This is a genomic window from Desulfomicrobium norvegicum (genome assembly GCF_900114595.1).
Taxonomy (GTDB): domain Bacteria; phylum Desulfobacterota; class Desulfovibrionia; order Desulfovibrionales; family Desulfomicrobiaceae; genus Desulfomicrobium; species Desulfomicrobium macestii.
The window spans coordinates 94,888-116,593 of record NZ_FOTO01000002.1; the positions used below are offsets into that span (position 1 = coordinate 94,888).

16 protein-coding genes are annotated in these 21,706 nt (G+C 61.6%); 9 read left to right on the forward strand and 7 right to left on the reverse strand.

Going from position 1 to position 21,706, the window contains the following annotated elements:
• Positions 1 to 3: 3 nt before the first annotated feature.
• The 3 genes from BMZ24_RS04460 to BMZ24_RS04470 are packed head-to-tail and all read right to left on the reverse strand — an operon-like array spanning position 4 to position 4,118.
• Complete coding sequence (locus BMZ24_RS04460; protein WP_092189725.1) at positions 4 to 2,505, reverse strand: [protein-PII] uridylyltransferase family protein; 2,502 nt, start codon at positions 2,503 to 2,505, stop codon at positions 4 to 6.
• 31 nt (positions 2,506 to 2,536) lie between these two features.
• Positions 2,537 to 2,875 carry a P-II family nitrogen regulator gene (locus BMZ24_RS04465; protein ID WP_092189727.1) on the reverse strand — a complete coding sequence of 113 codons (339 nt, stop codon included), beginning with the start codon at positions 2,873 to 2,875 and terminating at the stop codon, positions 2,537 to 2,539.
• A gap of 25 nt (positions 2,876 to 2,900) precedes the next feature.
• On the reverse strand, positions 2,901 to 4,118 hold the full coding sequence (locus BMZ24_RS04470) for an ammonium transporter (RefSeq protein ID WP_092189729.1): 1,218 nt from the start codon (positions 4,116 to 4,118) through the stop codon (positions 2,901 to 2,903).
• Positions 4,119 to 4,772: 654 nt separating this feature from the next.
• Between BMZ24_RS04470 and BMZ24_RS04475 the strand changes: the two genes are divergently transcribed.
• Positions 4,773 to 6,155: an ammonium transporter gene (locus BMZ24_RS04475; RefSeq protein ID WP_208599802.1), complete on the forward strand. Its 1,383-nt coding sequence runs from the start codon at positions 4,773 to 4,775 to the stop codon at positions 6,153 to 6,155.
• Positions 6,156 to 6,168: 13 nt separating this feature from the next.
• Positions 6,169 to 6,510 carry a P-II family nitrogen regulator gene (locus BMZ24_RS04480; RefSeq protein ID WP_015775214.1) on the forward strand — a complete coding sequence of 114 codons (342 nt, stop codon included), beginning with the start codon at positions 6,169 to 6,171 and terminating at the stop codon, positions 6,508 to 6,510.
• 207 nt (positions 6,511 to 6,717) lie between these two features.
• Here BMZ24_RS04480 and BMZ24_RS04490 read toward each other — a convergent pair whose 3' ends face one another.
• Together BMZ24_RS04490 and BMZ24_RS04495 are read right to left on the reverse strand one after the other, a co-directional pair.
• Positions 6,718 to 8,040 (reverse strand): radical SAM/SPASM family putative metalloenzyme maturase, encoded by a 1,323-nt coding sequence (locus BMZ24_RS04490; protein WP_092189731.1) that lies wholly within the window; start codon positions 8,038 to 8,040, stop codon positions 6,718 to 6,720.
• Positions 8,041 to 8,079: 39 nt separating this feature from the next.
• On the reverse strand, positions 8,080 to 9,504 hold the full coding sequence (locus BMZ24_RS04495; RefSeq protein ID WP_092189733.1) for an aminotransferase-like domain-containing protein: 1,425 nt from the start codon (positions 9,502 to 9,504) through the stop codon (positions 8,080 to 8,082).
• A gap of 544 nt (positions 9,505 to 10,048) precedes the next feature.
• Here BMZ24_RS04495 and BMZ24_RS04505 point away from each other — a divergent pair.
• The 5 genes from BMZ24_RS04505 to BMZ24_RS04525 all read left to right on the forward strand — a co-directional run bounded on the left by BMZ24_RS04505 (position 10,049) and on the right by BMZ24_RS04525 (position 16,889).
• Positions 10,049 to 10,771: an AzlC family ABC transporter permease gene (locus tag BMZ24_RS04505; protein ID WP_092189736.1), complete on the forward strand. Its 723-nt coding sequence runs from the start codon at positions 10,049 to 10,051 to the stop codon at positions 10,769 to 10,771.
• Positions 10,747 to 11,073, forward strand: coding sequence for an AzlD domain-containing protein (locus tag BMZ24_RS04510; protein ID WP_092189738.1), 327 nt, complete (start codon positions 10,747 to 10,749; stop codon positions 11,071 to 11,073). The genes BMZ24_RS04505 and BMZ24_RS04510 overlap by 25 nt, the downstream gene beginning before the upstream one ends.
• Positions 11,074 to 11,094: 21 nt before the next feature.
• Positions 11,095 to 12,279 carry an aminotransferase-like domain-containing protein gene (locus BMZ24_RS04515; RefSeq protein WP_092189740.1) on the forward strand — a complete coding sequence of 395 codons (1,185 nt, stop codon included), beginning with the start codon at positions 11,095 to 11,097 and terminating at the stop codon, positions 12,277 to 12,279.
• Positions 12,280 to 12,449: 170 nt separating this feature from the next.
• Positions 12,450 to 13,628 carry an efflux RND transporter periplasmic adaptor subunit gene (locus BMZ24_RS04520; RefSeq protein ID WP_161949034.1) on the forward strand — a complete coding sequence of 393 codons (1,179 nt, stop codon included), beginning with the start codon at positions 12,450 to 12,452 and terminating at the stop codon, positions 13,626 to 13,628.
• Positions 13,629 to 13,631: 3 nt separating this feature from the next.
• Positions 13,632 to 16,889 (forward strand): efflux RND transporter permease subunit, encoded by a 3,258-nt coding sequence (locus tag BMZ24_RS04525; protein ID WP_092189744.1) that lies wholly within the window; start codon positions 13,632 to 13,634, stop codon positions 16,887 to 16,889.
• 111 nt (positions 16,890 to 17,000) lie between these two features.
• Here the strand turns inward: BMZ24_RS04525 and BMZ24_RS04530 are convergent, their stop codons facing one another.
• Positions 17,001 to 18,368 (reverse strand): class I SAM-dependent rRNA methyltransferase, encoded by a 1,368-nt coding sequence (locus BMZ24_RS04530; protein WP_244150283.1) that lies wholly within the window; start codon positions 18,366 to 18,368, stop codon positions 17,001 to 17,003.
• Between BMZ24_RS04530 and BMZ24_RS04535 the strand changes: the two genes are divergently transcribed.
• Positions 18,345 to 19,316: an energy transducer TonB gene (locus BMZ24_RS04535; protein WP_161949035.1), complete on the forward strand. Its 972-nt coding sequence runs from the start codon at positions 18,345 to 18,347 to the stop codon at positions 19,314 to 19,316. The two genes, BMZ24_RS04530 and BMZ24_RS04535, sit on opposite strands and share 24 nt — an antisense overlap.
• A gap of 134 nt (positions 19,317 to 19,450) precedes the next feature.
• Complete coding sequence (locus BMZ24_RS04540; protein ID WP_143077834.1) at positions 19,451 to 19,999, forward strand: hypothetical protein; 549 nt, start codon at positions 19,451 to 19,453, stop codon at positions 19,997 to 19,999.
• A 78-nt stretch (positions 20,000 to 20,077) separates the two neighbouring features.
• Here the strand turns inward: BMZ24_RS04540 and BMZ24_RS04545 are convergent, their stop codons facing one another.
• Positions 20,078 to 21,400: a malic enzyme-like NAD(P)-binding protein gene (locus tag BMZ24_RS04545; RefSeq protein WP_092190218.1), complete on the reverse strand. Its 1,323-nt coding sequence runs from the start codon at positions 21,398 to 21,400 to the stop codon at positions 20,078 to 20,080.
• Positions 21,401 to 21,706 lie beyond the last annotated feature (306 nt).

The following is a 21,706-nucleotide window of genomic DNA, read 5'->3' on the forward strand; positions in this document are numbered from 1 at the left end:
ACTTCAGGCGTACAGGCTGCGGATGAGCAGGCACAGGGTGCGCTCAAGTGATTCGCACTCGGAGTCGGGAATCTTTTCCCCGCCTTCGCGGATGTGCAGAATGTCCATGGCCTTGTCTTTTTGCGTCGCGATCTTGGCAAAGACGAGGTCAACGCCAAGCCGGTAAAGGCAAAGCGAAACCGTGGCCAGAAGTCCGGGCACATCCGGAGCTTCAATGGAAAGCACCGTGTAAAAATCCGAAACGCCGTTGTCGAGGCGAACGCTGACCAGATCGCGGTCCAGTGCGAAAACCTTCCGGAGTCGCGTGGTGATCTGCACAGGGAGCTGATCCAGCCTGTTCTCGTCGGCAAGCAGGCCAAAAAGGCTGGATTGAAAGGCTTCGACCGTCTGGTCGGCATAAAGCATGTCCAGAGGTTCGGTGACCCAGAACACGTCCACGACCGTCTTGTCATCCCAGACACAAAGTTCCGCGCCAAGCACGGACATCCCATGCCGGACCAGGGCCGCGCACACTCGGGCAAAGAGCCCGGGGCGGTCGGTGGAGACCAGCGTGACGCGCAACGACCTTGAATGGGGCCTGTGCTCCCACGAAAGGTGAAACGGTCCGCAATCAGGGCATTCACGAAAAGCACGGACCTGTTCGATATGCTCGATGATGCGCTTGGGCGCGGTCTGCATCAGGTACCTGGCGGGCATGACGGAGAGAAAGCGCTCGAAATCGCGGATGGAAAAATGGGCAGGACGGCTGGAGCGCAGGGCATCGCGCAGGGTGCTGAGCCTGTGCACGAGGGTTTCATCGGACATTAATCCATGTTCAAGGACCTTGCGCGTCTTGAAATAGGTTTCCCGCAAAAGATTCTCGATCCACGGATTCCAGGCCTTGGGGCCGGTGGCCATGGAGTCGGCCCAGGTCAACAGGGTCAGCAGGTCGAGGCGCCTCACGCTGCCAAGCGTCTGGGCAAGTTCCATGACGACGGACTCCTCTCCCAGATCGTGACGCGTGGCGGTATGCACCAGAAGCAGATGGTGTTCGATCAGAAAGGCGCATTCCTGAACAAAATTATCGCCATATCCCAAACGCTCAAGAATGAGACGCGAGAGCCGCGCGCCCTTGACGGCGTGATCCCCGTTACCCTTGCCGATGTCGTGCAGCAGCGCGGCCCAGCGCAGACAGGGATCGCTGCGCAGGGCGTGCAGAAAATCACCCATAAATTCATGATCCTGGTCGAAGGCCGCAAGATTGCGCACCGTCTCGACCAGATGCGGACCGGCTGGAAGCTTGTGATAGGCGTCAAATTGGACCAGATGCTCGATGGCCGAAAACTCGGGCACAAAAAGGTTCAAGAAACCGACCTCAAGCATCTGGTCGAGAGCGTGCCCGGCGTGCGCGCTGCACAGAATCTCTTCGAAACGCGAGACAATGGGCTTCTGCCAGTTCAGGTCCAGGGACAAGGCGGGAAAACGGTCCTGGATAATGCGCCGAGTATGCCAGCCAATGGGAATCCCGGTCTGCGCGCTGTGCCGGAACAATTCCAAGACGTTGGCCGGATCGGCGACAAGAATGGAAAAATCAAGGCCGGCCGGGGCGCTGGGTTTCCCGGAAGCAGCGCCTCCGGCGAGAACCCGCGCCTTGTCCAGACAGAGCCGGCAAAGCAGCCTCGTTTCGGCCATGGCCTTGTGCAGCCCGGAGAGAAACCTTTCCACCGAATCCCTGTCGGTGGCCGGACCATAGCCGATGAGCTGCGCTATCTCGGGCTGCAATTCCAGATGCAGGACATCATTCTTGCGCTTGCTGACGCGATGCAGAGCCACTCTTGCCATTGAAATGAAATCGGCGCTGCGCGACAATGCCTCCCGCTCGGAAGCCGAAAGAAGGGGCAACGAATCCCCCCCCATGCGGCACAAGGTTTCCAGCCACTGCGTAGTCTGGTGATCGCGCTGCCCTCCCCGGCCCTCCTTGAGGCTTGGGGACAAGAGATGCGCGGTATCGCCGAAGCGCTCGTGCCGCGCCTCATGACGTCCGGCGAGCCAGGAGAAAAGTTCCGCGCGAAGGGGAATGACAAGATCCCGCGCAACGGCAGTCTGAAAATCGGAAAACAGATCCGCGGAGCCATACAGCAGCCGGGCATCGAGGAGCGAGCACAGAACTTCGAAATCGGCGGCGGCCAGGTCGATGGTCTCGGAGACGGTCCTGATGCCGTGCCCGACGTCAAAACCGCTGTCCCACAGCGGAAGAAACAGGTCCTGGGCCAGAAGCTCGGGATCGGGAGCGCCCGATTCGGGCAGGCAGACCAGAAGGTCGATGTCTGAATAAGGGAAAAGCCGGGAGCGACCATACCCGCCTAGGGCCAGGACCAGCGTCCCCCCGCCGGAGTCGAGGCGACTTTGACAGGCCGTGCGTACCCAATCATCCATGCACGCGGAGAACCAGGCAGGAGAATGGCCCGGGTCCGCATTCACGTTGCGGTAAAGGTCCCGGGCCAGGCGTAAGGTTTCGATGCTCATGTCGAGAATGGGCAGCCGAAGCTGCCCGTTCCTAGAGGGCCGATCCGCCGGATTCTCCGGTGCGGATGCGGATGGCGTTGTCGATGGTGGAGACAAAGATCTTGCCGTCGCCGATCTTGCCGGTCTTGGCGGCCTGCTGGATGACCTCCAGGGTCTGATCAAGCATGTCGTCGTCGATGACTATCTCGATCTTGACCTTGGACACGAAGTCGACCTGATATTCGGCCCCGCGATAGACTTCCTTGTGGCCGCGCTGGCGTCCAAAACCCCGCACGTCGGTGACCGTCATGCCCTGAATGCCCATGCCCGTCAGGGCTTCCTTGATTTCGTCCAGCTTGTAGGGCCGGGTGATTATTTCTACTCGTTTCATGATTCCTCCTCAAGTGGTTGGCAAATCAGGCCTGGTAAGCGGATTCGCTGTGAATGGCCACGTCAAGCCCGGCCTCTTCCTCTTCTTCGGTGACACGAATGGGCACGATGGCGTTAACGATCTTGAGCAAAACATAGGACACGACAAATGAAAAGGCACAGGTGGCCACGACGGATACGAACTGAATCCAGAGCTGGCCGGGGTTGCCGTAGAAGAGACCGTTGAATCCGGCTGGGTTTATGGCCTGGCTGGCGAAAAGACCGGTGGCCAAGGCACCCCAGACTCCGCCCACTCCGTGAATGCCAACCACGTCAAGACTGTCGTCGTAGCCGAAGCGGGCCTTGAGGCTCACGCCGAAGTAGCACAGTACGCCCGCGCCAAGCCCAATGAGCACGGAAGCCATGATGCCGACAAAACCTGCCGCCGGAGTAATGGCCACAAGCCCTGCCACCGCGCCGGAAGCCGCGCCCAGGGTTGTGGGTTTGCCGTGAAACTTCCATTCCGCGAACACCCAGGCAAGCATGGCAGTGGCGGCCGCGATGTGAGTGGTCACAAAGGCGTTGCCGGCCAGGCCGTCGGCGGCCAGGGCGCTGCCGGCGTTGAAACCGAACCAGCCGAACCACAGGAGCGCCGTACCGATCATGGTCATGGGCAGGTTATGCGGCAAGAAGGAGCGCTTGCCGTAGCCCTTGCGCTTGCCGATGACCAGAACCGCGGCCAGGGCCGCGCTGGCCGAGCTCATGTGTACGACCGCTCCGCCCGCAAAATCCATGGCGCCCATCTGGGCCATCCATCCGCCGCCCCAGACCCAGTGGCACAAAGGAGCATAGACGAACGTGCACCACAGGATGATGAAAATGATAAATGCGGAAAAACGCATACGTTCGGCAAAGGCACCGGAAATCAGGGCGGGGGTAATGATGGCGAACATGCACTGAAAGATCATGAAGACCATATGCGGAAGATTGGTTGCTATGGACTCGTGCGGCTCCATGCCCACTCCGGCCATGCCTACAAAGTCCAGTCCGCCGATGAGGCCGTTCATGTCAGTACCGAACGACAGGGAATATCCCCAGAAGATCCAGACCAGGGTAATGACGCCAAGGGCGGCAAAACTCTGCATTATGGTTCCCAGGGCGTTCTTGGAACGGGTCATGCCCGCGTAGAAGAGGGCCAGCCCGGGAGTCATGAACATGACCAGGGCAGCACAAATAATGATAAAAGCAGTATCAGTCGGATTCACAATGCACCTCCATTTTTGTCGGATATAAGCAAGGACGGTGCCACAGGAAAAAATCATTTCATATCGGGGCATTGAGAAAACAGACTGAGCAACATGAATTCATTTCAATACAATTTCGTACAGAACAAACGACAAATTGTCTTTTTTTGTAAAACAGCGACACCAAGCCTGACGACTATTTTGTAAAAATAAACAAATTTGTCGGCGACAAGCGGCATATGACATGACAACTCGACGCAAAAATCGAAATGAGCGCCCGGCCAAGTGCTTCCGCGAGAGGCAGATTTATCAAAAAGGGATTATTCGGTGAAATTTGGCTTGTCTGAAAAGAAAATCCAGAGCGCGACGACAGGGACGCGATCGCCAAACGTATTTCAAAATTGGAAAAAAAATAATCAGCTGGAATAAAAGAGAAAACATAAAATCATTACAAAACCGGCTGCAGAAAAGCGGGCGCGCAAAAACATCCGCACACGATTATACATAAATGTTAATTCATATCGGAATCTGCCCGAAAAAAGGCTTCAAAAATAACAAATACCGCAGGAGCAAATACCTCAAAACATCATATAATCTTAAAAAACGGACAGTTAACAACTTTGGCATCCCCTATGCTCTGTGGAGGTATCAACACTCACCATCACGGAGGTCATCATGTTCGAAGAGAAAAAACAAACAACCGCCCTGCTCAGACCAAAAGTCTGGGCCTTGACCCTATTGCTTGCAACCTTCACCCCCGCCATGGCCTTTGCCGAAGGCGAGGCGTTGTCGCAGTCCAACGCCAACCTGCTGTGGACTTTACTCGCAGCTATTCTGGTAATGTTCATGCAGCCCGGATTTGCGCTGGTTGAGATGGGATTTTCGCGGGCCAAGAACGCGGGCAACATTCTCATGAAAAACCTGATCGACTTCGGGGCTGGGCAACCCGCATTTCTGCTCCTGGGATTCGGTCTCATGTTCGGGCAGGACATAGGCGGATTCATCGGTTCATCCGGATTCGCCCTTGCCGGTACCGATCCGACCAGCGACGCAGGACTGTGGACTCTGACATTCTGGTTCTTCCAGTCCGTCTTCGCGGCCACGGCTGCGACCATCATTTCCGGCGGCATCGCGGAGAGAACAAAATTTTCAGCCTACATCATCGTCAGTATCGTGGTCACGGCCGTCATCTACCCCATCTCCGGCCATTGGGCCTGGGGCTCCCTCTGGGGTGCCGGCGAACTGGGCAAAGGCTGGCTTGAAAACATGGGCTTCATCGATTTCGCCGGCTCCACCGTGGTCCACTCAGTGGGCGGATGGATGGCCCTGGCCGGCGCATTGGTCATCGGACCGCGCATTGGCAAGTACAGCCCCGACGGCAAGGCCAAGGCCATCCCCGGTCACAACATCCCCATGGCCGGCCTTGGCGTCTTCATCCTCTGGTTCGGCTGGTTCGGCTTCAACCCCGGCAGCACCACCGCGGTCAACGGCAGCATCGGCTATATCGCCGTCAACACCAGCCTTGCCGCTTGCATGGGCACTCTTGGCGCCATGATCTACGCATGGATCAAGCACGGCAAGCCAGACACATCGATGTCCTTGAACGGCGCATTGGCGGGCCTGGTAGCCATCACGGCCGGTTGTTACGAAGTTTCCCCCATCGGTTCCTTGGCCATTGGTTTCCTGGCCGGCATTCTGGTCGTCATCTCACTTGAATTCATCGATCAGGTCCTGAAAATCGACGATCCGGTAGGCGCCTCCTCCGTTCACGGCGTATGCGGCTTGTTTGGAACCATCATGGTCGGCTTCTTCGCCGCACCCGGCTACGGATCTGCCACGGGACTTCTCTATGGCGGCGGCACGGAAATTCTGATCACACAGATCATTGGCGCGGCGGCGGTCTTCGCCTGGGCCTTCGGCGCCGGCCTGGTCCTCTTCTATCTGCTCAAGGTGACCATCGGCGTACGCGTCACCCAGGAAGAGGAACTCAAGGGTCTCGACATCACCGAACACGGCATGGAATCCTACAACGGCTTCCAGATCTTCACCAACGAATAAGAGGGATAACGCCATGAAACTCGTAATAGCATATATCCGGCCCGAGTGCCTGAACGCAGTCAAGCAAGAGCTGTACGCCAAGAAAATCTACAACATGTCCGTCACCAACGTGCTCGGCAGCGGACGCCAGAAAGGATTCACCGAAACTTACCGAGGCGTGGTCATGGAGGTGAACCTGCTGAAGAAGTTGAGACTGGAGATCGGAGTCAACGACGATTTCGCCGAGCAGGCCGTGGAGGCCATCAACGCGGGAGCCCGGACCGGCAAGGAAGGCGACGGAGTGATCTTCGTGCTCGAATGCGCCGCCGCCGTGCGCATCCGCACCCAGGAAACCGGACCTGCCGCAATGGGCTAGCAGGCCGCTTAAAAACGGCAATCTGCTGCGTCAGCGAAAAAAGCCAGACCGCTCATGTATGCCCAATACACTGCGCGCCTGGCTTTTTTCGCTTCCTTGCATCTCACCATTTTTAAGCGGCCTGCGAATTTCAAGAGTTTTAAAAAAACCAGCCACCGCAGATCCGACGCACGACAACGAAGGGAGGCCATCAGCGCCTCCCTTTTTTTATCGCAGGCAGGCAAATCCGCCGCCGGACCACGGACAGACTCCGCACGGCACTGTCTGGCCATAGCAGTCCTTGGCGAAAGGCGCGGGAAAGCCCTGCACATGATCACATGGAACCACGCTGCAATCGGCACAGCGGGCATATTCCTCACGCACGGCCTCGTCTCGAAAACGGACAAAATCCCTAGACCGCCAGACCTGCAAAGGATCATCCTCCGGTACCAGGCCGAAGGCCCGCTGCCTGACGCGCACCTCGGAGCCAAGCAGCCAGGCCGAATAGCTGTGCCACAGATAATAGCAGGGAGCCAAGGCGCCGTCGTACGCCACGAACAGGCTCGGATCGCGCACAAACGCGCATTCCCGGGGCTCCCGCGCCTCCGTTTCGGGCAGATCAAGGCGAATCCCCCTTGCCTGCGCGACATCCATGGCGCGGGCAAATGTCTCGCGAACGCGCTCCAGTCGCTCGAAATCGACGTTCATGGCATTGGGCAGGCTGAATTGCAGACCGCGTCCCTGCGCGTCCTCCTTCATGGCCAGAATGATGTCGACCAGCCGCTGCTGCTGCGGTGTGCGAAACACGGCGTAGAAGGATGTATAGGAATGCGAAACATCCAGCCCTTCGGCGTGAAAAACCTTTTCCCATTCGCGGTAAAAATCCAGACAGCGGCGGGACAAGGGCACGTAAAGGCTTTGCGGGGCGTCAACGGCGTTGTAGGGTAGGACGTGGGATACGATGACGAACTCGACGCCGCGATCCGCGCACCAGGAGACCATGTCGGGGAGACTGGTATAATTCTGGGCGCTGACCACGGTCTCCACCCCAAGCGACAACGGCCGGGCCCCCGGGCGGGCTGCTGCCCCGCGCATCAGCTCAAAGGCCTGCCCGACCTGACCGAGTTCGGCTCCGGCACGAAAGCGCTCCAGCTGATCCGCATCCGGCGAATCCACGGAAAAACAGATCCTGTCGAGCCCGGCATCCATGAGTTCTCCGGCCAGGGCCGGGGTTAAAAGCATGCCGTTGGATTGAAACCCGATGATGCAACCATCAGGCACTTTGGCCCTGGCAAGGGCGATGAACGCGGCCAGCTCCGGATGCATCAGGGATTCGCCGATGCCGTTCAGGTTCAGTGTGTCCAGATGGGGAAAAAGGGGAGCCAGGGCCTCGAAGGTCGCCCTGGACATGAGCGCGTCCTCGCAGTCCCAGCCCGCGGAATGCTTGACGCACATGGCGCAGCCCAGATTGCACAGGGTCGCCGGCTCCACATACAGTTTACGGGGAAAAAGGGGGGTGTTCATGGACATGCCCGTTTCCTCGACCAGCATGGAAGCCTCGTCAATATGCCAAAATGACACAAGCGCGCCTCACCCGCCGACCATCTCGGCCACCAGGCCGCCCAGGCGTTCTATCCCGCCCGCCAATTCCGAGGTCCAGGGATTGCCGGAGTTAAGCCGCACATGCCCGGAAAAACGATCCTGGGTCGAAAAGATGGTGCCCGGAGCAATGCTGATGCCCGCCTCCCTGGCCCGGTACATGAGTTCCACCGAATCCACGCCCGCCGGCAGTTCCACCCACAGCACTCCCCCGCCTTCGGGCCTGCCGACCCGCGTGCCTTCCGGGAAGGTGCGGCTGACGTGCAGCTGCATGGACTGCGTCTGCTCCTGCAAGGCCCGGCGCAGACCGCGCAGATGCCGATCATACCGGCCCTCGCGCAAATAGAGGCCCACGGCCTCTTGGGTGAGGGTCGCGGAGCAGACGTTGGTGGTGGCCTTGACCTCGTAGGCCTCGCGATAAAACCGGCCCGGCATGATCCAACCGATGCGGTAGCCCGGACACAGAGTCTTGGAAAGGGACGAACATAGAATGACCAGCCCTTGCGCATCGTACATCTTGAAGACCGTGGGGCGGGTCGGACCAAAATGGAGGTCTCCGGCCACATCGTCCTCGATGAGCGGTATTTCCCGTCTGGCCAGAAGTTCCACGATTTCGCGCTTGGCGCTGTCCGAAGTCAGGGAACCGTCGGGATTGTTGAAATTGGGGGTAAAGATGCAGGCGCTGATGTCGAAGCGCTCAAGCGCCCGCTCCACGTCGGCGGGGTCCACCCCGTGCCGGGGATGCGAGGGGATCTCGATGGAACGCACGCCCTGGTTCTCGAGAAGCTGCTGAAAGCAGAAATAGGACGGAGCCTGGATGAGCACGTTGTCTCCGGGGCGGACCAGGCTGCGCACGGCCACGTGCAGGGCCTCAAGGGCCCCGCAGGTGATGATGATCTCCTCGGGCCGCACCGCAAGCCCCGCCTGGGCCGCGCGCAGGGACAGCTGGCGGCGCAGCTCCAGGCTGCCCTCCACGGGCAGGTAGCCGACCTGGCGCTTGGGATCTTCCCTCGACAGGCGCGCCGCCACCTTGGCCAGTTCGCGGTAGGGCAGCAGATCTTCCGATGGGCAATTGATGCCCAGGGGCACAAGCTCCCGGTCGCCCACGGTCTCAAGCACGGCGGAGATGAGCTGGCTGCGGTTGACGGTGTGCGGCCGGAGCACGGGCCGGGGGTTGCGCGGCGGAGGCGGCAGCTGCCGCGTGTCGCGCCGCACGAAAAACCCGGACCTGGGGCGCGACTCGATGACTCCCTTGCGCTCCAGCTCGGCATAGGCCTGGAGCACGGTGCTGACCGCCACCCGGCTGCGCAGGCTGACATGGCGCAGGGAAGGCAGCCTGGCTCCGGGACCGAGAGTGCCCGAGACGATCTGCTGCATGAGGTTCTGCTCGATCTGCCGGTATCTGAAATCTTCCATAGAAGTACCCTTACGCATGGCAAAGGGAGAAGACACTGCTCCCAAGGTTACTGCGTTTTTTTGGTTATAGCCCTTGTCTTTTTCGTTCGTGGAGGCATCGGGTGCTTTCGATCAAAAGCATTGATTCCCTCCTTCGCGGGAATGACGCCGGGGACAGGACGGTGCATTTCTGCCTTTACATTCACCGACGTACCGCAGGGCTTGGCGGGGGCCGGGAGTGACGGGCCGTCGGCTGTCTGACTGAGCCAGGCATCGTTTGACGGATCATCGCCTCCCGGACGGAGCGCAGGCCGCTGTTCGAAGAAGCGATGATCCGTCTCTACGAGGCCCGCGAGGGATTTCCGGCGGACCGCCACTCCCGGCCCCTGCCAACCCCCCATCCGTAACCTTTCGGCCTTGCCCTGAACGGACCGCCATGCCACCATCTCTTCCGCGGTTTGCAGCCCGTCGATCTCTCCAATCTGTTATGGTCGAAATTTATACAAACTGTATCTGTACTGCAAACAGATTTTGACTAGGTTGAGTCCGAAGAGGATAATCGATTATGAACTGTGCCACCCTTTCATCCACCAGCCGCGCCGAGTCCCCCCTGGTCTCGGCCTTCCGCCAGACCCTGCCCATCATTCTGGGCTATGTGCCCGTGGGCTTCGCCTATGGGGTTCTGGCCCAAAAGTCCGGTCTTTCGGGCATGAACACCATACTCATGAGCCTACTGGTCTTTGCCGGATCGGCCCAGCTCATCGCGGTGGGCCTGTTTGCCGCCAAGGCCGCGCCCCTGGCCATCGTGGCCACCACTTTCGTCGTCAACCTGCGCCACCTGCTCATGTCGGCGGCACTAGCCCCCTACCTGCGCGGCTGGAGCAAATCCCGCCTGGCCCTCTTCTCCTACCAGATGACGGACGAGACCTTCGCCCTGCACGTCGGCCGCTTCGCCAGGGGCGAGACCGGTCCAGGGGAGACCTTCGGCATCAACGTCATCGCCCAGAGCGCCTGGGTCGGCGGCACGGTCCTTGGCCTGGCCGCGAGCACGCTCATCACCGACATCCGGCCCATCGGCCTTGATTACGCCCTGCCGGCCATGTTCATCGCCCTGCTGCTGGGTCAGCTCAAGTCGCGGCAGCACCTTGCCGTGGCCGTCATCGCGGGCGTCCTGTCCACCGTCCTGATGCTCGCGGGCCTTGACCAGAGTCATGTCCTGGCCGCGACCGTCATCGCCGCAACCATTGGCCTCGGAGTTCACGCATGGACCAGCAGACAATCTTCCTGACCATTCTCGGCATGATGGCCGTGACCTATGTCCCGCGCGCCCTGCCGCTCCTGGCCCTGGCGCAGCGCACCCTGCCCGAGTCCGTCGTGCGCTGGCTGGGCTTCATCCCCGTGGCCGTGCTTTCGGCCATGTTGCTGCCGTCGCTGGTGATCACGGAAAAAGGACTTGATTTTTCCGCCGACAACATCTTTCTCTGGGCGGCCATCCCGACCTTCGCGGTCTGCTGGAAAACAAAGAGCTTTGTCGGCGCCATCGTCACCGGCATGGGCTGCGTGGCACTGGGCAGATTATTTTTCGCATAACACCGGCCTCAAGGAGGCATCATGAGTTTCAGGTTCACCAAACGCATCCAGAACACTCCAAAATCCTTCATTCGCGAGATCTTGAAGGTTACCCAGGACCCAAGCATCACGTCCTTCGCAGGCGGGCTGCCCAATCCGAACCTCTTTCCCATCGAGGCTCTGCAGGATGCGGCCCGCGAAACCCTGGCCACGGCCGGAGCGCGCGCCCTGCAATATTCCACCACGGAAGGATACGTCGAACTCAGGGCCTGGATCGCAAGCCGCTACTCCCGCCACGGCGTGACCGTGGACCCGGATCAGGTGCTGATCACCACGGGTTCCCAGCAGTGTCTTGACCTTCTGGGCAAGCTCTTCATCGAAAAGGACGACGAGGTCATCCTGGAACGGCCGAGCTACCTTGGCACCATCCAGGCCTTCACCATGTTCGAGCCCAGATTCGTGACCGTGGATCTGGAGGAGGACGGCCCGAACCTGGACCAGGTCGAGTCGCTGCTGGCAACGGGACGCCCCAAGCTCTTCTATGCCGTGCCCAATTTCCAGAACCCCTCGGGCCTGACCTACTCCAGGGCCAAACGCGAGGAGCTGGGCAAGCTGCTGCATAAATATCCCGAGACGGTCTTCATCGAGGACGACCCCTACGGAGAACTGCGTTTCACCGGCGAGCACCACAAGCCGCTCTTCGCCTACACGGGAGGACGCAGCATCATGCTCGGCAGCTTCTCCAAGATCACGGTACCCGGCTTTCGCCTGGGCTGGATGGTCGCCCCTCCGGAAATCATCCGCCTGGCGGTCAAGGCCAAGCAGGCCGCGGATCTGCACTCCTCGACCTTCAACCAGTTCGTCATCGCCGAGTACCTCAAAAAGCACTCCATCGACGACCACATCGCCAAAATAACGGCCTGCTACGGCTCCCAGGCCTCGGCCATGGTCCGGACCCTGGAGCGGGAGGCCCCCGAAGGCGTTATCTTCACCCGTCCCGAAGGCGGCATGTTCTCATGGGTGACCATGCCCGAAGGGAAGGGCTCGTGCATGGACCTCTTCAACCTGGCCATCGAGCAGAAGGTCGCCTTTGTGCCGGGCATGCCGTTCTACACCGACGGCACAGGACAGAACACCCTGCGCCTGAACTTCTCCAACGCCTCGGAACAGGTCATCGACGACGGCATCACCCGGCTGTGCCGGTGCATGAAGGATTTCCTGAAGTAGCCCCCTCCCTGGATCATGGCGCAAGCTCATTTTGCGCAGCCGTGCGCCATGATCCAATCCATACCTTCCCGCTCCAGTTAATATTTTCCCTTTCCCCAAGGTTGAACTCGGAACCCGGCAGGGTGTACATGTGCGCTGAACAGCGTCACCTCACCTCCGGAGATCCCGACATGCCCGCATTCATCCATCTGCTCTTGAGTCTTGCCCTGCTTCTTGCCGCATGCAGCCAGGACGACGCCCGCTCCAAGCCCGAACCACGAACAATCAAGGCCCAGACCATGCGTCTGGCCCTGACCGAGGCCCGTGAATGCAGGAGCCTTCCCGGACAGGTCGAGTCGCGCAACAGCGTGACCCTGGCCAGCAAGACCAGCGGCACCGTGACGGAAATCCTGGCCAGGGAAGGGGACGTGCTCACGGCGGGCCAGACCATCCTGCGCATCGACGACGCCGAGCTGCGGCAGCGCGAGCAGAGCATGCGCGCCACGGCCGGGCAGGCCGGCCTGGAGGGCAAGGCCCTGGCGGCGCGCAAGGACCAGGCCAAGGCCACCCTGGAGCGCATGCAAAAACTGCTGCGCCAGGCTGCCGTGAGTCGCGACGATGTGGACCGGGCCCAGGCCGAATACGAGGCGCTGGCCAACCAGGAAAAGGCCATGGCCGCGCAGTCTTCCGCCGCCGGATTCCAAAGCGCCGAAATCCGCGCCCTCATGCAGTACAGCACCGTGACCTCCCCCCTGAACGGGGTTTTGACACGCCGTCATGTCGATCTGGGCGCGTTCGTGCAGGCCGGAACTCCCCTGGCCGAGGTGGATGACCTGAAGAGCGGCTTCGAGCTCGTGGCCCAGGCCGACGAATCCCTGCTCGGACGCATCGAACAGGGCATGAACGTGGTCGCGCTCATTCCATCCCTGTCCGAGGCCCCGTTCCTGACCACCCTTTCGGCCGTGATCGGACAGGTGGACCCCGCAAGCCGATCCTTCAGAGTCAAGGCCGCCCTTGACGCTACGCCAAGCCCCGGCATGTACGGCAAGGTCTGCGTACCCGTTGGCACGGCCAGAAAGCTGCTGGTTCCTCAATCCGCCCTGAGGCCACGCGGCGAACTGAGCACGGCGCTCATCGTCGACAGTGACTCCACGCTCCGGCTGCGCATCGTCAAGATCGGCGGCGCCTACCAGAAGGCCGTGCTCGGCGGAAAGACCTTCATCCTCCAGACCGGAACCGATCAGTTCGGCGCGGTGCCCGATGGGGCAGAAATTCTGGTCGAGGTCCTGTCCGGCCTCTCCCCGGACGACGAGGTGGTCCTGGGCGCGCCCGCAGTGGCCCGCGAAGGCGACCTGCTGGTTCGGGAGTGATCCATGTCGAACCATCCCGCCCACAACCATGATTTTCTGACCCGCATCACTTCGAGCTTCGTGGACTCCAAGCTCGTGCCGCTCATCATCGTCTTTTCCATTTTTCTCGGCGTCTTCGCGGTGCTGCGCACCCCGAGCGAGGAAGAGCCGCAGATCATCGTGCCCATGATCGACATCATGGTCGAAATGCCCGGAGCCATGCCCGAAGAGATCGAAAAACGCGTCGTCGGTCCCATGGAAAAGCTGCTGTGGGAGATTTCGGGGGTGGAATACGTCTATTCCACGGCCATGGACGGCAAGGCCCTGACCGTGGTGCGCTTTCTGGTCGGAGAGGATGTGGAGAGGAGCCTGATCAAGACCTACGGCAAGCTCTACCAGCACCTGGACTGGATTCCGCCCGGATGCTCGCAGCCCATCCTGAAACCGCGCTCCATCGACGACGTGCCGGTTCTGGCCGTGGCCCTGACCTCCGACACCCATGACAGCCGGACCCTGCGCCAGGTCGCTTCGGAGGTGGCCGAGAGCCTGCGGGCCATGAACGGGGTCTCGGAAGTGAGCCTCATCGGCGGACGCAAGCGGGCCCTGACCGTGGAGGTGAACCCGGCGCGGCTGCGGGCCCTGAACCTGGACAGCGTGGATGTGGCCGAGGCCATCGCGAGCCAGAACCAGGCCGACCAGAGCGGGCTCATGACCTCGGCCGGAGCCAGCCGTCAGGTCCGCCTCGACAATGCCATGCGCTCCGCCGCCGACGTGGCCGGAACCGTCATCGCCGTGCAGGGCGGCCACCCCGTGACACTCGGCAACGTGGCGGATATCCGCGACGGCTGGGCCGAACCCGAGGATTATGTCCTCTTTGCCCCGGGAGCGCGGGCCGAGTCCAAGGGCCTGTCCGCCGGGACCGGCCGACTCCAGCCCGCCATCACCCTGACCGTGGCCAAGCGCCCGGGCATCAACGCCACCGAGCTTTGCCAAAAGGCGCTGGAAACCATCGAGAGCCTACGCGGAACGGTCATTCCGGCGGACATGCAGACCGTCATCGTGCGCGACTACGGCGAGACGGCCAAACACAAGTCCAACGAACTGCTCTTCCATCTGGCCATCGCGGCCCTGTCCGTGGGCGGCATCGTGGCCTTTTTCCTGGGCAGCCGGGCCAGCACGGTGGTCATGGTGGCCGTGCCCGTGACCCTGGCCGTGACCCTGGCCACCTACTGGCTGCTGGGCTACACCCTGAACCGGGTGACCCTGTTCGCGCTCATCTTCTGCATCGGCATCCTGGTGGACGACCCCATCGTGGACGTGGAGAACATCGTGCGCCACGTGCGCCTGCCCGGCTCGGCGGGGCGGCCCTTTTCACAGGTCATCATCGAAGCCGTCAGCGAGGTGCGCGCGCCCCTGGTCCTGGCAACCTTCACGGTCATCGCGGCCATCATGCCCATGGCCTTCGTGGGCGGGCTGATGGGACCATACATGCGCCCCATGCCGGTGGGGGCGAGCATGGCCATGCTCCTGTCCATGGCCGTGGCCTTCGTCATCACCCCCTGGCTGGCCAAGCGGGTCCTCAAGCCCTCGGACAGTCACGAACCCGAATCCCACGATGACATCTTCACGCGCGGCTACATCTGGCTCATGCGCCACCTCATCGAACGGCCCCGCTTCCGCGCCCTCTTTCTGGCAGGGATGGTCGCCCTGCTCCTTCTGGCCGTCAGCCTCTTTCCGCTCAAGGCCGTGCTGGTGAAGATGCTGCCCTTCGACAACAAGAGCGAATTCGAGATTGTCATCGACATGCCCGACGGAACGGGCCTTGAGACCACCATGGCCGCCGCCGAAACGCTGTCGCGCTCCATAATCGCGCAGCCGGAGGTGACCGACGTGCAGCTCTATGTGGGCACGGCCGCGCCCTTTTCCTTCAACGGGCTGGTGCGCCATTATTACCTGCGCCAGGGGCCGAACGTAGCCCAGATTCAGGTCAATCTGGTCGGCCGGGGCGATCGCGACGCCTCAAGCCACGAGATCGCGGGTCGGGTGCGGACAAGCATCGCGCCCCTGGCCAGGGAACTCGGGGCCAGAATCAAGGTGGTGGAAGTGCCCCCCGGTCCGCCGGTGCTGCAAACCCTGGTGGCCGAAATCTATGGCCCGACCCACGATTCAAGGCTGGCCGTGGCCGGACAGGTCAAGGACATCTTTGCCCGGACGCCGAGCGTTGTGGATGTGGACTGGTTCGTGAACGATCCGCGTCCTGAGACGAGGGTGCGCCTCAGTCCGGAGAAGGCCCTGCAAAACGGCATCAGTCCGGATCGGGCCAGACAGGTCCTGGCCGCCTCCGTGGGGGGCATGCAGGTCGGCATCCTGCATGATCCGCGCGCCCGGGAGGACGTCCCCATCGTGCTTCGCCTGCCCGTCTCCGAGCGCTCGCATCCAAAGGATCTGGCAACCCTGCCCGTGCGCGGAGAAAACGGCCGGATGGTTTCCCTCGACCAGATCGCGAGCCTGACGCAGGGAATCACGCCTGGCTACATCTATCACAAGAACATGCTGCCCGTGATCTACGTGACGGCCGACATGGCGGGAGAGGAAGAGAGCCCGATCTACGGCATGACCCGCGTGGACGAGGCCCTGGACGAACTGGCCGCGACCGGCCGGGGCGCATGGCAGGCCGGAGACACGCGACCCCTGACCCGCCTCTACACCCGCGGCGCGGACACGACCCACGAGATTGCCATGAAATGGGACGGAGAATGGCAGATCACCTACGAGGTCTTTCGTGACATGGGCGTGGCCTTCGCCGTGGTGCTGGTGCTCATCGCCATCCTGGTGGTGGGCTGGTTCGGGTCCTACACGACGCCGCTGGCCATCATGATCCCCATCCCGCTTTCGCTCATCGGCATCATTCCGGCCCACGCCATCTCAGGCTCCTTCTTCACGGCCACGTCCATGATCGGCTTCATCGCCGGGGCAGGCATCGTGGTCCGCAACTCCATCATCCTGGTGGACTTCATCACCATGCGTCGCGAACAGGGCGAGAGCCTGGAAAACGCCGTGGTCGAAGCCGGAGCAGTACGCTTCAGGCCCATGGTGTTGACCGCCCTGTCCGTGGTTGCGGGAGCCTTCGTCATCCTCTTCGACCCCATCTTCCAGGGCCTGGCCATATCGCTTCTGGCCGGAGAAGTAGCGGCGACGCTGTTTTCCCGGATGGTGGTGCCGGTGATGTACTATTTGGATCAGCGGGGAGGCGAGATCAAAAACAAGGCGGCTACGCCTTGAAGCTCTGGGAGGGGCCTGCCTTTACGCCCTGAGCGGGGCCGCAAGGCGATCATGCCGGGATTTTGCACCGCCGGGCGCCCATGACGCCGGCAGTGCAAACGGATTTACGGATCAATCCACCAGCACCTCAAGCCCCTTCAGGTAGGCTCCTTCCGGAAAGGCCAGGGAGACGGGATGGTCGCCGGCCTGGGTCAGGCGATGGATTATGCGGCCGGTGCGGCCTGCGTCCAGGGCGGCGTCGGACACGATTTTCTGGAACAGGGCGTCTTCCATGAGGCCGGAGCAGGAGAAGGTGAAGAGGCGTCCTCCGGGGTTCAGGAGCCGCAAGGCGCTCAGGTTGATGTCCTTGTAGCCCCGGCAGGCGCGGTTCAGACTGGCCTTGGAATCAACGAATTTGGGCGGATCGAGGACGATGAGGTCGAAGGTGCGTTTTTCCCTGTGCCAGTCGCGCAGAATCTGGAACGCGTCGCCGCAGACCGTGTCCATGCTCCCGGGCGCAAATCCGTTGGCTTCCCGGTTGCGTTCGGCCAGGGCCAGGGCCGGAGCCGAGGCATCGAGCTGGGTCACGTGCGCCGCCCCGCCACCGAGCGCGGCCAGACCGAAACCGCCGGTGTAGGAGAAGCAGTTCAGCACCTCGCGCCCCCCGGCGGCCCGCGCCACGGCCAGGCGGCTGTCGCGCTGGTCGAGGTAGAAACCGGTCTTGTGGCCGCCCTGCACGTCAACCAGATATTTCACGCCGTTCTCATGAATCCCGATCTGCTCGGGGATCTGGCCGTGCACGACCACTGTCCTTGCGGCCAGTCCTTCCTTGGCCCGCACATCCACATCCGAGCGCTCAAGGATGGCGTCTTCGGGAAAGAGGTTCCGCAACGCCCCGATGATGGCGTCACGCCAGAACTCCATGCCCGCAGTCAGCAGCTGGAAAACAAGAACCCCGGCGTAGCGGTCCAGAATCAGCCCGGACAGCCCGTCGGACTCGGAATGAACCAGGCGCAGCGCATTGCCTGCACTCTCGAAATCCTTTCTCCTGCCGGCCGACTGAAGAATGCGACGCAAAAAGAAATCCCCGTCGATGACTTCCTCGGCGTCAAAAGTCCAAACCCGGCCCATGATCTGCGATTTGGGCGAAAAAGAGGCCCTGGCCAGCCATTGTCCGTTCTGTCCCAGGACATCGACGGTCTGCCCGGATACAGGTCTGCCCTTGACAGTGGCCACGGCTCCGGAAAAGATCCAGGGATGACGCCTGAGCAGAGATTTTTCCCGCCCCGCGACGATGATGAGTTGTGGGTCCACGATGATTTCCTTGCTGCGCATGGGGATGACCCGCGCGGTGAAGTCCTGCGCGCCACAGGCGCGCAGGCTGCGCAAGACATAGGAAAAGCCGTGGAAGGCGTCCACGGGAAAAATCACCCGCATCCCGGCCAGCCGTTTGAAGCCCGGCAATGCCTTGTCTCCGTGCTCTGCGCGCTGCTGATTCATGCCCTGGCCCTGACCGCTTTCGGGATATGGCTCGGCCCCGGCGGCGCAGGTTCGAGCGGCCCCATGCTCATGGCCCTGGAGCTTTCCGGTGGCGGCGCGGGCGGCGGCACCTCTTCCGGAGGACAAGCCGGAGCCGACGAGTCTTCCCTGCTGCCCCTGCTGGGCGATTCGGCCACGGAGCCATCCTCCGCCCGGACCCAAGGCATCCCGCCCACGCCTCCGGCTCCCGAAGCGCAAAATCCGATCACGGAGGCATCCCCCGCCCCTGCCTTGCCCGCTGCCACAAAGGCGCCCGCGCAGACACCCATCAGTCAGGCGCGGGTTGAGCCCAATCCCCCCAAACAGATCCCGACCAAGCAGCCTCCTGTTCGTAAGCCTGTCCCCGAGCCGAAAATCCAAACCCCGGAAAGGACGCCAGACGCGGGCCTTGTCACTGCGGACTCGCCCCCGGACCCGGTCCTGAATTCGCCCGGCGACCGCACTGAGCACCCAGAAGCCCGGAAGGTTCAGACCGGAATCCCCAAGCTTCAAGCCGGGGCCGCGAGCCCCCCCCAGGGCACAGGCCAGGATAACCGGCCCGGCGCTGCCGGGGCCGGAACCGGCGCGGGCGCACGAGGTTCAGGAGGCAACAGACCAGGCGGGAGCGACGGCGCCGGGGACAGTCTGGTGAAGTTCGGAACCCCCGGCGGCCCTGGCATTGTCCGCATGGCCCAGCCCAGATACCCGCACGAAGCAAGACGTCTGGGCAAGGAAGGGATCGTGGTCCTGAGGCTTGCCCTGGATGAAGCCGGGGCCGTGCGCGACGTGGAAGTTCTGCGGGGCGTGGGTTTCGGCATGGAGGAAGCCTCCCGGGAAGCGGTCCTGCTTTCGCGTTTCCGCCCCGCGACCATCAAGGGCCGGCCCGTGGCCTGCCAGGTCATTTTGCCCATACATTTCAAGTTGCGCTAGACCCGGACCTTTGCATGGCAGGCTCCGGACATGCAGAGCCCGGCCATTGCCAGGATCCAGGCTTCTGATCTATGACCGTTTTCGGTCGGCAGCCGCCAACCCGCCCTCCCGCACCCATCTTCAGGCAGGTCAACATGAGCGATAGAATCGAGTGGTCGATAAAGGTCCCAATCTTCCGAAATCCCATCATCCTCAAGCAGTTGGGACTTGGGATCGGCATTCCCTTCGGGCTGATTTTCGTGATCATGCTGCTGAGCGGCGCAAAGCCCGCCGACCTTCTCTACCCGGCCATCCTCATAGGCGCGCTCTTTTTTTTCACCTGGCTCTTCATCATGATTGTCTGGGGCGGAAAATACGATGCCGAGTTCATTGTCGACAGCAAAGGCGTCCGTTGCAGAACCGCCGCCCGTCAGGCCAGACAGAACCGCATCATCAACACCCTCGCCTTCGTACTCGGCCTGCTTTCGGGCAAACCGGCCGTGGCCGGGGCCGGCGTGCTGGCGCAATCCCGGCAGGATGTGTTGGTCAAGTGGAGGAGCATCAGGAAAATCAAGGAGTACCCGCGCCGCAGCACGATCATGGTTTACGGAGGTTTTGCGCAAAACATCGCTCTTTTCTGCACCCCGGAAAACTATGGGCAGGTGCGGGATCATGTCGCGTCCAAGGTGCGTCCCGCCAGCTGATCCGATGCACACCTGAAAAAAAAGCCGCCCCGTCAGCACTTTTGCTGACGGGGCGGCTTTTTTTACGTGAGCGATCCGCTAGAACATCTGCGGGTAGGTCTTCACAAAGGCGTCCAAACGCTCGCGGGACTTGGCGATGCGTTCGCGAAGGCTCGCGCGGTAGGCGTCCATGTCCGCGATGGGCTTTCTGGCCACGCCCGTATCCATGGCGGCCTGGGCCACGGCGGCGGATTCGAATTCGATGAGACGCAGGTCCACGGGTTTGGGGATGATGTAGTCGATGCCGAATTCCAGCTTGTCCACACCGTACGCCTCAACCACGTAGTCCGGCACCGGCTGCTTGGCCAGTTCGGCCAGGGCCTTGGCTGCGGCCAGCTTCATCTCTTCGTTGATGTTCGAGGCCATGACATCGAGGGCCCCGCGGAAGATGAAGGGGAAGCCCAGAACGTTGTTGATCTGGTTGGGGTAGTCCGAACGGCCCGTGGCCATGATGGCGTCGGGACGGGCTTCCTTGGCCTCGGTGTAGGAGATCTCGGGCACGGGGTTGGCGCAGGCGAAGATGATGGGATCCTTGGCCATGCTTCTGACCATGTCCTGACTGACCACTCCCGCCTTGGAGAGGCCAAGGAACAGGTCCGCACCGACCATGGCCTCGGCCAGGGACGCGTAGGCCTTGGCGGTGGCGAATTCGAGCTTCTGGGCGTTGAGGTCCGTGCGTCCGGTGTGCAGATGGCCGCGCGAGTCGAACATGGCGATGTTTTCGAGCTTCATGCCGAGCGCCACGTAGAGACGGGTGCAGGAAATGGCTGCCGCGCCAGCGCCGGAGACGACCATGCGCAGGTCCTCGATCTTCTTGCCGGTGATTTCCAGGGCGTTGATCAGGCCCGCGGCGGAGATGATGGCCGTTCCGTGCTGATCGTCATGAAAGACCGGGATGCCCATTTCCTTTTTGAGCTTGTCCTCGATGTAGAAACATTCCGGGGCCTTGATGTCTTCGAGGTTGATGCCGCCGAAGGTGGGTTCCATGGCCTTGACGATCTCGCAGAGCTTGTCGGGATCGGTCACGTCGAGGTTGATGTCGTAAACGTCAACGTCGGCGAAAATCTTGAACAGAAGGCCCTTGCCTTCCATGACGGGCTTGCCGGCGTAGGCGCCGATGTTGCCCAGGCCCAGGACGGCGGTGCCGTTGGAGACGACGGCCACCAGGTTGCCGCGGCCGGTGTACTTGTAGGTCAGGTCCGGATCCTTGGCGATGGCCAGACAGGACTCGGCCACGCCCGGGCTGTAGGCCATGGTCAGGTGCTTCTGGGTGGAATAGGGCTTGACCGGCACAACCTCGATTTTGCCGGGACGCACTTCGGAATGATAATCCAGGGCTTCCTGGGGTGTGAACAGAGCCATGTTGTCCTCCAAATGTGATGCCGCTTCAGCGACGTTGATATTCAATCGCATCCCCTTGAAAGGGGCCAGGGTGCGAACGCTTACTTAACGATGGGCGGCGCCACGCATCTCTTCCGGTTGTTTCGCAGCGTATGCGGCGAACAGTCGCACAGAACATGCCGGCGCGGTCATTTCGCAACTAACATGAATAAAGATGATAAACGTCACGCCTGGGTTTACAGGGTGGGGTGTTTATGCGGACGGCGGATGGGTGGATGGACGGCGGAAGAAGGGCGGCCACGCAGGGCCGCCCCTACGGTGCATCGC